The organism is Nodosilinea sp. FACHB-131 (assembly GCF_014695395.1).
In the GTDB taxonomy this organism is placed as follows: Bacteria; Cyanobacteriota; Cyanobacteriia; order Phormidesmidales; family Phormidesmidaceae; genus Nodosilinea.
Genome location: NZ_JACJOF010000036.1, coordinates 1 through 13,828, shown reverse-complemented (window position 1 = coordinate 13,828; position 13,828 = coordinate 1). Strand labels below are relative to the sequence as shown.

At 58.3% G+C, this 13,828-nt stretch carries 8 protein-coding genes; 4 read left to right on the top strand and 4 right to left on the bottom strand.

Annotation, left to right across the window (positions count from 1 at the left end):
- The first annotated feature begins 88 nt into the window (after positions 1 to 88).
- The 4 genes from acnA (at position 89) to ileS (ending at position 8,392) form a co-directional block, all read left to right on the top strand.
- Positions 89 to 2,770 carry an aconitate hydratase AcnA gene (gene acnA, locus H6F75_RS23610; RefSeq protein ID WP_347710700.1) on the top strand — a complete coding sequence of 894 codons (2,682 nt, stop codon included), beginning with the start codon at positions 89 to 91 and terminating at the stop codon, positions 2,768 to 2,770.
- Positions 2,771 to 2,974: 204 nt separating this feature from the next.
- Entirely contained in the window at positions 2,975 to 4,000 is a 1,026-nt protein-coding gene (locus H6F75_RS23605) for an anti-sigma factor antagonist (protein ID WP_190755114.1), read from the top strand.
- Between the two features lie 191 nt (positions 4,001 to 4,191).
- Positions 4,192 to 5,346, top strand: coding sequence for a Ycf66 family protein (locus H6F75_RS23600; RefSeq protein WP_190755112.1), 1,155 nt, complete (start codon positions 4,192 to 4,194; stop codon positions 5,344 to 5,346).
- A 163-nt stretch (positions 5,347 to 5,509) separates the two neighbouring features.
- Positions 5,510 to 8,392, top strand: coding sequence for an isoleucine--tRNA ligase (ileS, locus tag H6F75_RS23595; RefSeq protein ID WP_347710699.1), 2,883 nt, complete (start codon positions 5,510 to 5,512; stop codon positions 8,390 to 8,392).
- A gap of 7 nt (positions 8,393 to 8,399) precedes the next feature.
- On the opposite strand, the gene H6F75_RS23590 is transcribed toward ileS, so the two are convergent.
- The 4 genes from H6F75_RS23590 to H6F75_RS23575 all read right to left on the bottom strand — a co-directional run.
- Positions 8,400 to 10,457 carry a response regulator gene (locus tag H6F75_RS23590; RefSeq protein ID WP_199304102.1) on the bottom strand — a complete coding sequence of 686 codons (2,058 nt, stop codon included), beginning with the start codon at positions 10,455 to 10,457 and terminating at the stop codon, positions 8,400 to 8,402.
- Positions 10,418 to 10,864 (bottom strand): response regulator, encoded by a 447-nt coding sequence (locus H6F75_RS23585; protein ID WP_190755108.1) that lies wholly within the window; start codon positions 10,862 to 10,864, stop codon positions 10,418 to 10,420. Before H6F75_RS23585 ends, H6F75_RS23590 begins: the two co-directional genes overlap by 40 nt.
- Complete coding sequence (locus tag H6F75_RS23580; RefSeq protein ID WP_190755107.1) at positions 10,818 to 13,127, bottom strand: ATP-binding protein; 2,310 nt, start codon at positions 13,125 to 13,127, stop codon at positions 10,818 to 10,820. Before H6F75_RS23580 ends, H6F75_RS23585 begins: the two co-directional genes overlap by 47 nt.
- A 554-nt stretch (positions 13,128 to 13,681) precedes the next feature.
- A partial coding sequence (locus H6F75_RS23575; RefSeq protein WP_242019556.1) for an IS1 family transposase occupies positions 13,682 to 13,828 on the bottom strand: 147 nt, incomplete at its 5' end.

Below are 13,828 nucleotides of genomic sequence, written 5' to 3'. Positions count from 1 at the left end.
GCAATGTAATAAAATCGCAACGCTATCTATGATCTAGGTAGATAGATCCCCGTCGCGATCGGAGCGCCCAAGCCCTGTGAACAGCCCTGTGAATAGTTTCGACGCCAAAACCCACCTCACCGTAGGCGACACCACCTACACCATCTACAGCCTGCCCGCTGCGGCAGCGACCCTAGGCGACATTAGCCGTCTGCCCTTCAGCCTCAAGGTGCTGCTCGAAAACCTGCTGCGCCACGAAGACGGGCGATCGGTCACGGCGACAGATGTGCAGGCCGTTGCCGACTGGCTCAAAGACAAAACCTCCAGCCGCGAGATTGCCTACCGCCCGGCCCGCGTGCTAATGCAAGACTTCACTGGCGTGCCCGCCGTGGTCGATCTAGCTGCCATGCGCGACGCCATGGTCAACCTGGGGGGCGACCCCGACAAAATCAACCCCCTCTCTCCGGTCGATCTGGTGATTGACCACTCGGTGATGGTTGACTCCTTCGGCAATGCCGGTGCCTTTGGCCAAAACGTCGAGAAAGAGTTTCAGCGCAACTTTGAGCGCTATGCCTTTTTGCGCTGGGGCCAAAGCGCCTTCGACAACTTCCGCGTGGTGCCACCGGGCACCGGCATTTGCCATCAAGTCAACCTGGAGTATCTAGCCCAGGTGGTGTGGACCAAGGCCGAACATGGTGAAACCGTTGCCTACCCCGACACCCTGGTGGGCACCGACAGCCACACCACTATGATCAATGGCCTCTCGGTGCTGGGCTGGGGCGTGGGCGGCATTGAGGCCGAGGCGGCTATGCTGGGTCAGCCGATTTCGATGCTGATTCCTGAAGTGGTGGGGTTCAAGCTCACCGGGCAGCTCCCTGAGGGGGCAACCGCCACCGACCTGGTGCTCACCGTGGTGCAAATGCTGCGGGCCAAGGGCGTCGTCGGCAAGTTTGTCGAATTTTATGGCGATGGCCTCGACCATCTCACCCTGGCCGATCGCGCCACCATTGCCAATATGGCTCCCGAGTACGGAGCCACCTGCGGCTTCTTCCCCATCGATGGTGAAACCATCCGCTACCTGGAGTTCTCTGGCCGCGACCCCGATCGCGTCGCTTTGGTCGAGGCCTATGCCAAAGCCCAGGGTCTCTGGCGCGATGCCACCGCCCCCGAGCCCGTCTTTACCGACTCCCTATCGCTGGATTTAGCGACCGTAGAACCTTCCCTGGCAGGACCCAAGCGACCTCAAGATCGCGTCACCCTAGCAGCCCTGGCTCAGCAGTTCAAGGAAAGTGACTTCCCTGGCTTTAGCGGCAAGCCCTACACCGAGAAGCAATCCGTTCCTGTGGCTGGCACCAACTACAGCCTCACCGACGGCGACGTGGTGATCGCTGCCATCACCAGCTGCACCAACACCTCTAACCCCTCGGTCATGATTGGCGCGGGTCTGGTAGCCCGCAAGGCGAGGGAAAAGGGCTTGACCGTCAAGCCCTGGGTCAAAACCTCCCTCGCCCCTGGCAGTCAGGTGGTGACTGACTACCTCGAAAAGGCCAACCTCCAGGAAGACCTGGATGCCCTGGGTTTTAACCTGGTGGGCTACGGCTGCACCACCTGCATCGGCAACTCTGGCCCCCTGTCTGGCCCCATTGCCAGCGCCATTGATGGCAACGATCTGGTGGTGGGCGCGGTGCTGTCAGGCAACCGCAACTTCGAGGGGCGCGTGAGTCCTCACACCAAGGCTAACTACCTAGCCTCACCGCCCTTGGTGGTGGCCTATGCGATCGCAGGTAGCCTCGCCATTGACCTCAAAACCGACCCCATCGGCCAAGATCCCGAAGGCCGCCCCGTCTACCTCAAAGATATCTGGCCCACCAGCGCTGAAATCTTCGAGGTGATGACTGCGGCCCTCACCCCCGACATGTTTCGCAGCCGCTACAGCAACGTGTTCACCGGCACCGCTGACTGGCAGCAGATCGCTACCCCCGAGAGCCAGACCTACACCTGGAGCGGCGACAGCACCTACGTGCAAAATCCGCCCTACTTCACCGATATGGCTCCCAGTGTTAACGGTCAGGCCTTTGCCGATATTACCGGTGCTAGGCCCCTGGCAATTTTGGGCGACAGCATCACCACTGACCACATCTCCCCCGCCGGAGCAATCAAAACCGATAGCCCCGCCGGCAGCTATCTGGTGGGTAACCACGTTACCGCTGCCGACTTCAACTCCTACGGATCGCGTCGGGGTAACCACGAGGTGATGATGCGCGGCACCTTCGCCAACATTCGGCTCAAGAATGAGATGGTGCCAGGTTCCTCTGGCGGTGTGACCAAATACATGCCCGATGGCACCGACATGTCCATTTATGATGCCGCCATGAAGTACCAGGCCAGCGGTACCCCGCTAGTGGTGATTGCGGGCAAAGAGTACGGCACCGGGTCATCCCGCGACTGGGCGGCCAAAGGCACCCGACTGCTCGGGGTTAAAGCCGTGGTAGCCGAGAGTTTCGAGCGCATTCACCGCTCCAACCTGGTCGGCATGGGGGTGCTGCCCTTGCAGTTTAAGGACGGTTTGCACCGAGGCATACTGCACCTCGACGGCAGCGAAACCTTTGACCTGACTGGGCTCAGCGGTGGCATTCAGCCCGGTATGACCGTCAATCTAGTGATTCACCGGGGCAGCAACGACAGCACCACCGTACCGCTGCTGTGCCGCATCGATACCCTAGACGAAGTGGAGTACTTCCGCCACGGCGGCATCTTGCCCTACGTGCTGCGGCAGCTACTAGCTGCCTAGAGCGCTTTGGAACCCTGACGCTCTGTGTCCGTCAAGGGTAGAAATACGCAGGTGCTCCTAATCAACTCATCAACGACTCGTTAAGACTCGTTGAAGATGGAGGCGTGGTCAAGGCAACCCCAGACTGCGCCTCCTATAGTTTGGACATTGTCAAGGGAATTCTGACAGTACCTATTGCCATTAACCATTACCAGGGATGCCGGTATGACCTCATCCATTGCCCCAGATCAGGATCCACAAGTAGTCGCAGAGCAGCTCTCTAATGAGGCGATAGACACCGCTCGGGTTGTTAGCGTGCCGTCTACTTTGACCGTTGTTGAGGCGGTCGAGTTTGAGCAACAGGTAAAGCAGCACTGCCTGAGCCAACCAACCCCTGAAACTATCATTATTGATCTAAGCCAGACTCAGTTTATTGATAGCAGTGGCTTGGGGGCCCTAGTGATCTGCTATCGCACCTGTCACGCCAAGGGCATTGCCATGGTGCTGCGGGGGGTGCAAGAGCAGGTACGCATGGTGCTAGCTCTAACCGACCTAGAGCAGCTGTTTACCTTTGAACCGGTTGCCGGTGAGCCCGAAAGCCCTGCCCTTAAGCCCGAAATGCGGTTTGTAGCGCTGACCACTCATCCCTCGGTGGCCTCGAAGGGCAAGCGCCTGCTGGATATTGTCGGAGCGCTGGTGGGTCTGGTGCTGACCGCAGTGTTGTCGGTGCCCATTGTGATTGCCATTAAGCTCGAAGATGGCGGCCCGATTCTCTTTAAACAGGTGCGCTGCTCGTGGATGGGCAAACGCTTCCACATTTGGAAGTTTCGCTCCATGGTGATCGATGCCGAAGCGCTCAAGGCCCAGGTTGAAAACGAGGTAGAAGGTCCTCTGTTTAAGAATGAAAACGACCCTCGCATTACTAAAGTGGGCCGCTTTCTGCGCCGCACTAGCCTCGACGAACTGCCTCAGTTTTGGAACGTGCTGCGGGGCGATATGAGCTTAGTAGGTACCCGTCCGCCTACTCCCGATGAAATTGAGCAGTACAAGGTGCCCGAGTGGCAGCGCCTTGACGTCAAACCCGGCATGACCGGCGAGTGGCAGGTCAACGGCCGCTCTACGGTGAAAAAGTTTGAAGACGTGATTCGGATGGATCTGGACTACCAGAAGAACTGGAGTCTGGCCTACGATATTCAGCTAATTCTTAAGACCGTTTTGGTGCTGTTCTCAAAGAAGGCAGGGGCATCTTAGGACAGCGTTGAGAAGGATGGATAGGTGAACGGGGTAGGCAGGTGGATGGGTTGATCTGCTGGAAAACTCCTGGCAATTTTTATTCTCAAGAAGAATAAAGATTGTCCACTTTAGACAAGCCGTACAGTCGCACCTGGTCTAGCAAGCCGCGATAGAGTAGTGGTGTTGAGGTAGCGGGCACGGTGGGCGGCATGGGGGTTCATGTTCTAGCGATCGCAGTTTGGTTGGGCAGCCTCTCGCTATATGGGGCCGCCTTCTTTTTCCCTGAGGTGCACCGTCGCCACGACTTTTTTTGGAGTGGGGTGGGGGCATTCTACGGGCTGGTGCTGTGGTTTAGTGCCGTTCAAACCTCGCCTACTGAGCTGCTGGGTCATCTGGCCAGCGTGGTGCTGCTGGGCTGGCTGGGCTGGCAAACTTTAAGTCTGCGCCGTAAGCGCACGCCGCTAGACTTGCAGACGCCCGTTACCCGAGATTCCTGGTCGACCTTTGGACATCAGCTGAAACAGTGGACTGTCGGTCTGCTGCGAGGCACTCCCCTCAGTCGCTGGCTGCCTGAGGCTGAAGACGGCAGACTGCCGGGCGATCCGGCGATCGCCATCAGCGAAATTCGAGCGTCGTCCCTCAAGGATGTGGACTACGAATTTGTCGATGAGCTAGCGCCCGGCCCTCGTCGGCCATCATCCCCTGGAACCATGGCTTCTGAAAGCGTGGGCCACATTCCAGAACCCTTTGTTTTAGAGCCGGTTAAAGCTCCGTCTTCGCCACCGGTTAAAGCAGCGCGATGGTCAAAGACCGGCCCGGTAGGGCCATCGCCCCAGCCCCGTGCCTCCCAGACTGTACCAGCCGCCCAGAATTCTCAGAAGTCTCCCAAAACTCCTCAAGTCAAGACAAAGCAGAAGCCCTCTACGATTGGGGGCAGGTTAGCCGGGTTAAAGGCCTGGGTGGGAGACGTTGTTAAAGCCAAAACCAGCCCTAAGCCCAAGCGAGCGGTGATCGAAATTCCACCCCGGCCTTCGCCATTGGCTAAACCCAATCGTCCCCCTGCCGCTAGCCCCGATTCCACTGCCAAAGCCACGTCAGGCGTAGATCCATCTTCAACGGTGACTATTGTTGACACCGAGGCAACGGAGAGTTTTGACGGAGTTGATGAGGACAATCCCCGTAGGGATACGCGTTCCGCGTCGGTTTCCGGCCCTGGGGTGCCACAGGCTACAAGCTCCGACCACGACAGTTCAGCCATTCCAGAACCCGATGCCGCTAAAGCGACCAGCCCATACCCCTCGGCCCGCGAAGATTCTGGCATTCCCGAAGCCGAGGAAGAGGAAAATTGGCCCAGCGACCTATAGGCTGCTCTCCCTGCCACTGAACGCCGAGATTAGCCCGACAATTGCCCTCAACCTGGCCTAATGTATAGAGATAGCTCACCAGAGGCAGCCCTTAGCAATTGTTAGGGGGGCCGAATCTGCCATAATGGCGCGAGCATCCTTCACCCTTAGTCAACCTCCGGCTGTGACAGACCCTAAAAGCTACAAAGAGACCGTTCTTCTCCCCCAGACCAGTTTTGACATGCGGGCCAACGCCACCCAGCGCGAGCCTGAGATTCAAGCGTTTTGGGCCGAAAACCAAATCTACGAAACTCTGTCGACCAGCAACCCCGGCGAGATTTTTGTGCTGCACGACGGGCCGCCCTACGCTAACGGCGACCTGCACATTGGCCACGCCCTCAACAAAATTCTCAAAGACACAATTAACAAATACCAGCTGCTCAAGGGCCGCAAGGTGCGCTACGTGCCTGGCTGGGACTGCCACGGCCTACCGATCGAGCTCAAGGTGCTCCAAGCGATGGACCCGGAAGCGCGGGCCAATCTAACGCCGATCAAGCTGCGCTACAAGGCGAAGGCCTTTGCCCTTAAAGCGATCGATCGCCAACGGGAGAGCTTCAAGCGCTACGGTATTTGGGGTGACTGGGATCACCCCTACATGACGCTGCTGCCCAAGTACGAAGCGGCTCAGATTGAAGTGTTTGGGCAGATGTACCTGAAAGGCTACATCTATCGCGGCCTCAAGTCTGTCCACTGGAGCCCCACCTCTCAGACAGCCCTGGCAGAGGCCGAGCTGGAATATCCCGAAGGCCACACCTCCCCCAGCATCTACGCGGCATTTCCCATGGTGAGCGCGTCGCCCGACGCAAAGGCGGCGCTAGAGCCCTACCTGGGTGAGCTGGGCGTGGCGATCTGGACGACCACCCCCTGGACAATTCCGGCCAACTTGGGGGTGGCGGTGAACGGGGAACTGACCTACGCCGTAGTCGAGGTGGCGTCTGGGACGCCGTTTAAGTACCTGATCATCGCCAAGGATCTGTGCGATCGCATGGCCCAGGTGCTCGGCTCTGAACTTACCCTCAAGGCCGAAATCAAGGGTGCAGCCCTAGAGTATTCCACCTACCGCCATCCGCTGTTTGATCGCACCAGCCCCATTCTGATCGGCGGCGACTATGTCACCACCGAGTCGGGTACTGGCCTGGTGCATACCGCTCCTGACCACGGCGACGAAGACTTTAAAGTGGGCCAGCGCTACGGTCTGCCCTTGCTCTGCCCCGTGGATGAAAAGGGCGACATGACCGAGGCGGCCGGTCCCTTTGCTGGGCTCAACGTGCTCACCAACGCCAACCCGGCAGTGATTGAGGCCCTACAAAAGGCGGGTTCTCTGCTCAAGCATGAGCCCTACGTTCACAAGTACCCCTACGACTGGCGCACCAAGCAGCCCACCATCTACCGCGCCACCGAACAGTGGTTTGCCTCCGTCGAGGGCTTCCGCGACGAGGCGCTAAAGGCAATCAAGTCGGTGCAGTGGATTCCGGCCACGGGTGAAAACCGGATTACGGCGATGGTGGGCGATCGCTCCGACTGGTGCATCTCGCGCCAGCGCACCTGGGGTATGCCGATCCCTGTGTTCTACGACGAAGCCACGGGCGAACCCCTGCTCAACGAAACAACCCTGGCCCACATCAAAGCGCTCTTTGCCGAAAAAGGCTCCGACGCCTGGTGGGAGCTAACCGAGGCGGAACTCTTGCCAGAACAGTACCGCAACAACGGCCACACCTACCGCAAGGGCACCGACACCATGGATGTGTGGTTCGACTCGGGCTCTTCCTGGGCGGCGGTGGCTCAGCAGCGCGGCGAGCTAGAGTACCCAGTGGATATGTACCTGGAGGGTTCTGACCAGCATCGAGGCTGGTTCCAGTCGAGCCTGCTGACCAGCGTGGCGGTGAATGGCTGCGCCCCCTACAGAACGGTGCTCACCCACGGCTTTGCCCTCGACGAGCAGGGCCGCAAGATGAGTAAATCCATCGGCAACGTGGTAGATCCGGCAATTGTGATCAACGGCGGCAAAAACCAGAAGCAGGACCCGCCCTATGGGGCCGACGTGCTGCGCCTGTGGGTGTCGTCGGTGGACTATTCTTCTGACGTGCCCCTGGGGGGCAACATCCTCAAGCAAATGTCGGATGTATACCGCAAGATTCGCAACACGGCGCGGTTTTTGCTGGGCAACCTGCACGACTTCGACCCGGCAAAAGACGCGGTGCCCTACAACCAGCTGCCCGAGCTCGATCGCTACATGCTGCACCGCATGACCGAGGTGTTCACCGACATCACCGACGCCTTCGAGACCTACCAGTTCTTCCGGTTTTTCCAAACCGTGCAGAATTTCTGTGCAGTCGATCTGTCGAATTTTTACCTGGATGCCGCCAAGGATAGGCTGTACATCAGTGCGGCCGATTCGTTCCGGCGGCGCAGCTGTCAGACGGTGCTGGCGATCGCGATCGAAAACCTAGCCCGCTCCATTGCCCCAGTGCTCTCCCACATGGCCGAAGACATTTGGCAAAACCTGCCCTACTCCACCGCCCACAAATCGGTGTTTCAAGCGGGTTGGGTGCAGCTAGACGACCAGTGGCAGCAGCCGGAGTTAGCTGAAACCTGGAGCCAGATTCGCACCGTGCGCCAGGACGTGAACCGGGTGCTAGAGCGAGCCCGCACCGCTAAGGATATTGGCTCTTCGCTGGAGGCCAAGGCGCTGCTGTATGTGGCCGATCCCGAACTGCGGGCGAAGCTGGCAGCGATGAATCCTGCGGATGCAGTCGCTCCCGACTCTAACCACGTGGACGAACTGCGCTACCTGTTCTTGGTTTCTCAAGTGGAGGTGTTGGATACTCCTGACGCCCTAGCTGGCGTTAAGTGCAGTAGCGAATCCGACGCGCTGGGTATTGGTGTAGTGGATGCCGAGGGTGAGAAGTGCGATCGCTGCTGGAATTACTCTACCCATGTGGGCGAGAGTAGCGAGGATCCGACGATCTGCGATCGCTGCGTTGAGGCTCTGGCAGGTTCTTTTTAGCCGCTTGTCAGTCTAGGGGCTGCATATGCTGGAGCAAGTCTTGGCGGGTGAAGGGTTTCGGCAAGAAGCCTTGGAACCCCTGTTGCTCGGCTTTGGCGACGGCATCGACGGAGTTGAGGCCGCTCATGGCAACCACCCGTAGGTCTGGGTTGATGCGCTTCAGCAGTGGAATTGTGGCGAAACCATCCATCGTCGGCATCATTAGGTCCATCAGTACGGTGTGAATGGTACTCACGTGCTCGCCCAGCAGGGCGATCGCGGCCTGCCCGCCGTCGGCTACCATCACCCGATAATTGTGCAGTTCTAGAACCGTGCGCACCGCTGCACAAACAGCGGGTTCGTCGTCTACTACCAGCACTGTTGCCTGGCCACCATCGAGCAGGTTGGGGAGGGTGACGGCGGCAGGACTGGGTTCGAAGGTGGCCGGCAGATAGACCTGAAACTGGCTGCCCTGGCCCACCTGGCTCTGCACGTCAATAAAGCCACCGTGGCTATCGACAATGCCCAGCACCGCCGATAACCCCAGCCCCGTGCCCTGACCTGGGGCTTTGGTGGTAAAAAATGGGTCAAAAATTTGATTCAGCACCGCTGGCCCCATGCCGGTGCCGGTATCGGCAAAGGTAGCCCTGACATAGAGGCCGGGCTGGGCCTGGAAATGCCGCTGGGCTGAGTCATGGTCTAAGGTCAGGTTCTCAGCGGTAATGTGCAGGGTGCCGCCGGCTGGCATCGCGTCGCGGGCGTTGACGCAAAGGTTCATAAATACTTGGTGCAACTGGGTAGGGTCACCCCAAACCGGCCACAGATTGTCTGGCACGTCGGTATGGACATCGATGGATCTGGGCAGGGTTTGCTGTACTAGTTTGCGAATATCAGCCAGCAGATGGTGAACCTGAAGGGCAAAGCGCTTGCCCTCAACCCCACGGGTGAAGGCGAGAATTTGCTTGACCAGGTCGGCGCCCCGCTGGGTACTGCCCTCTAGGATGTCCAGCTTGCTCTGAATCCAGGGATCGATCTTCTCCAACTTCAGCGGCAAAAGCTGCACCACCAGCAAAATCGGCGTCAGAATATTGTTGAGGTCGTGGGCGATGCCACCGGCCAAGGTCCCCAGACTTTCGAGCCGCTGCGATCGCAGGAACTGGGCCTCTAGCTGTTTTTTGTCGGTGATGTCCATATGAATGCCTAGCAGGCGTTCGCTGTGGGTCTCCACATCGCAGATTAGGCTGCTGTTAATCGTCAGCCAGTGCACCCGATCGCCGACCAAAATGCGAAACTCGGTCTTGAGTCCCTGCCCCTGTTGAAGCGATCGCCTCAGCTCCTGGCTGACCCGCTCGTCGTCGTCGGGATGAATCGGCCAGGGCCAGTTGTCGCTAAAGCTGGCCATCATATCGGCTATGGGCCAGGGTAAATCTGCTGCCGGGTTCGATGGGGAATGGGATGGGTCGGAGGGCCGATCGGAAGCATTGACGCACCACTCAAAGGTGCCAATGCTGGCGGCATTTTGAGCCAGGGTGAGGCGTTCTTGAATGCGCTGGCGCTGCTCGATCTCCTGACGCAGGTGCCGGTTAGCTGCCTCTAGCTCGGCGGTGCGGGCCTGCACGCGGTCTTCCAAAATCTCGTTGGCGTGGCGCAGGGCGGCTTCAGCCCGCTGCCGCTCGATCGCATAGAACAGCGATCGCACCAGCACCTCCTGCTGGAGCGATCGCTTCATCAGGTAGTCTTGGGCACCGTGGCGCACGGCCGCCACCGCCAGAGCGTCATCGTTGGTGTTGGTCAGCACTACCACCGGCAGGCTCGGGGCTTCTTGAAGCAGCACATCCAGCGAGTCGAGGCCGCTGCTGTCGGGCAGAGTGAGGTCGAGCAGGGCCACATCAAAGTCATCTTGCCCCAGCCAGGCAAGCGCTTCCCCCAGACGCTTGGCGTGGCTGAGCTGAAAGCGACTGCGGGGTGACCCCTTCAGCACCTCCTGCAAGAACCGGGCCTCGGCCAGATCATCCTCAATCAGCAGGACTCGCACCGCCGCCGGGTTCAAGGGGTACTCGAGGGTAGCGTCGCTGTTTCTAGCCAAAATGCCTCAATTCCTTGCACAATTTTGAACAGCTGGGTCAAGTTGCGCGATTTTGAGATGTAGCAGTTGACGTGCAGGTCGTAACTCTTGCAAATGTCCTCCTCGTTCCGTGAGGTGGTCAGCACAATAATCGGAATGTGCTTGAGGGCGTCGCTGGCTTTAATATCGGCCAGCACCTCCCGCCCGTCTTTTTTAGGCAGGTTGAGATCGAGCAAAATCAGATCAGGGGTAGTGGCCGCCGCAAACTCCCCCTGGCGGTGCAGGTAGGCCATCGCCTCCATGCCGTCCCGGGCGATCACAATCTCGCACGGGGCAGCGGTGCTCTTGAGGGCCTCCTGAATCAGGCGAATGTCGCCGCGATTATCCTCGACTAAAAAGATAGTTTTTGGCCTTGCGTCCGTTGCCATGGTTGCGATCGCGTCCTTCAACGGGGATGGTGAAATAGAAAGTCGCCCCCTGGTCGGGAACGGCCTCAACCCAGATGCGGCCTCGGTGACACTCGACAATCTTCTTGCAAATGGCCAGCCCCATGCCCGAACCAGCGTACTCGTCGCGGGTGTGCAGCCGTTGGAAGATGACAAAGATGCGCTCGGCAAACTGGGGGTCAAAGCCAATGCCGTTGTCTGCCACCGAGAACAGCCAGTGCTCCTCCTGGCGCTGCACCCCAACGTGAATGCGGGGCGTTTCGCCAGGCTGGCAAAACTTGATTGCGTTGCCAATGAGGTTTTGGAACAGCTGCATCAGCTGGGTGCCGTCGGCAACGATAGTGGGCAGCGGATCGACGGTGATGATCGCGCCGGTTTCGGCCACTCGCCCGCGCAGGTTGCCGAGCGCCTGGTCGAGGGCCTGCTGCACCTCCGTCAGCTGCCACTCAATGCCCTGGAGGTCTACCTTACTGTAGGCCAGCACATCGTCGATCAGGGTTTGCATCAGGCTCACCCCTTCTACCGCAAAGCCAATAAACTCTTTGCCGTCTTCGTCGAGTTTGGCGTCATAGCGCATCTCTAAGAGCTGCACAAAGTTGGCTACCTGGTTGAGCGGCTCTTGCAGATCGTGGGAGGCGATGTAGGCAAACTTCTTCAGCTCGGCATTCGATCGCTCCAGGTCGTTGGCCAGCAGGGCCAATTCCTCCGCCTGGCGCAGCACGATGTTGACGATCGCCTTGCGCAGCTCCAGGGCCGCTTTAATCTCTACCGGCTGCCAGGGCAGCGATCGCAGGCTCACCGTCTCCTTCCACAGCTCAAACGACTGGCGCGGGCACAGCCACTGCTGGTCGCCCTCGCCTACCAGGGTGTAGGCCTCGTTGGGGTTGCCGCCCCAGTTCACCGTCTGAATCACCTCAGGGCGGAACCACAGCACGTAGCTGCGCTTGGAGATGGCGATCGCCAGCAGACCGCTAGCCACATCCTTAAACCGCTGAGCCTCAGTGTAGTCCAGCGGCAGGGCATTGGTCACCATGACGTCCTGTTCGGTCGAGGTGCTTAGCCACTGCACTAGATAGTTCAGCTCCTCCTCAGGCGGGGTGCGACCCAGAGTCGTCCACTGGCCACCAAAGCAAATCGCCGCCCCCTGAGCTCCCACCAGATCCAGCAGGCTGGGATCGTGGCGCACCAGCCCGTCAACAAAGTAATCCTCCCGCGCCATCTGGTCGATTAGCGCTGACTGCACCGCCGCCAGCTTCAGACGATAGCTTTGGTCAGCTTCTTCTTCTAGGGTCGAAATTTCAGCAAAAATCACCCGGCCCAAAAATTCGCAGGCCTTGCGCAGCTCGTAGGGCACGTACTTGGGTGTCTTGTGGTGACAGGCAATCAGTCCCCACAGCTTCTGATCCTTCATCAGCGAAATGGTCAGAGAGGCCTCGACATTCATGTGGTGCAGATACTCGGTGTGGCAGCGGTAGGGCTGCCGCAAAATCGACATCACCAGGTCGGTGCCGTGCTGAGTGACGGGGTTGAGGGCGGGCACCAGCTCCACCGGCTCGGCGCTGGCGTTCGGAATTACCCGAATCCAGTTGGACAAAAACATCTTGCGGGCCGGCTTGGGCACGTCAGACTCAGGGAAGTGCAAGCCCAGGTAAGCCTCCATGTCGTCAAGTTTTTCTTCGGCCAGCACTTCGCCGTGACCGTCGTCATCAAACTTGTAGAGCATCACTCGATCAAAGCCCGTCACCTGCCGCACCTCATGGACGATAATGCGACAAAAATCGGCCAGACTGGCCGTTCCCGCCTCCAGTTGCCCAATTGAGGCCCGCGCCAGGTGGTAAAAGCTCAAAAACGGAATGGCCTCGTTGGTCAGCGCTGGCTCCAGCTCTAGAATCAAAAAGCCTTCGCTATTGCGGTGGAAGATGGCGTCGTACACGGCGTAGTCATCGCCCCGACGGCGCACCCACACCTTAGTGGGGTTCAAGATGTCCAAATTTTCCTGGCGCAGGCCCGCTCGAATCTGATCCACCTGATAGGCATCGAACAGGTCATCCAAGGTTTGGCCTAGCACTTCCTCCGCCGCTAGGCCAAAGGCATCGCGGGTGTTGCAACTCACCTGCACAATCGACAGGTCTGCCTCCTGCAGCACCAGCAGCACCCCGTGGGGCTGCACCTGAATCAGGGTGTGAATCTCGGGTTGCTTGAGATTCACCAGCTGGGCGTCGAGGTTCAGATTTCGAAGGGTCATAGCGATCGCTCTCCTGGGGAAAGTATGAGTGGGCTAGTCAGCAGTGTTCAGGCAAGTAAGGTTTAACCATCCAGGGCAATGACTAGCCCAGTAAAAGGCCCTGCAATGCCGCGCCAAATAGAGCCTTAGGATGGCTCGACCAAATCAAGCATTAATGCCTTGTGTCAAGATTTTAAGCAGTCCTAAGAACTGAGAAAAACAGCTTTTGGCTTGGCCTCATCTATTGCAGTACAAACGTTAGCCTAGGCCCAATTACTTAAATTTAGGACTCCATTGGAAATCTAAGAAAACCTCTGTGGCTAGACAGAAATGCTGAAAAGGACAGGGTTTCATGCAGTGGCACTGGCCCAATCCCTAGTCCAACTATCCGCTACAAGTTAAATCATCGTGCTCTGAAGTGTCTCTACTCAGCAGCATATCTCAGATAAATCGAGGCTCCAGAATGAGGTTATTAAGAAAATAGGAAGCTTGCTTTTTAGGTAAATTTAGATGTCGCTCAACCCGTCAAAGCGGGCTTTGAATTAGAAAGAATACTGAATAGTTTTTGGGTAGTACTAGAGAGGTAATGATGCGTTGTAGTGGTGAATAAAATTCCACAGCAAGCCAATGTGATTGCGCAGACTTTTAGAGAAGGCTAAGCTGCGTCTGACAAAGCGTGAAACCCGCTGTCTGAGAGTATTGTTGAATCGCTCAATGTAACT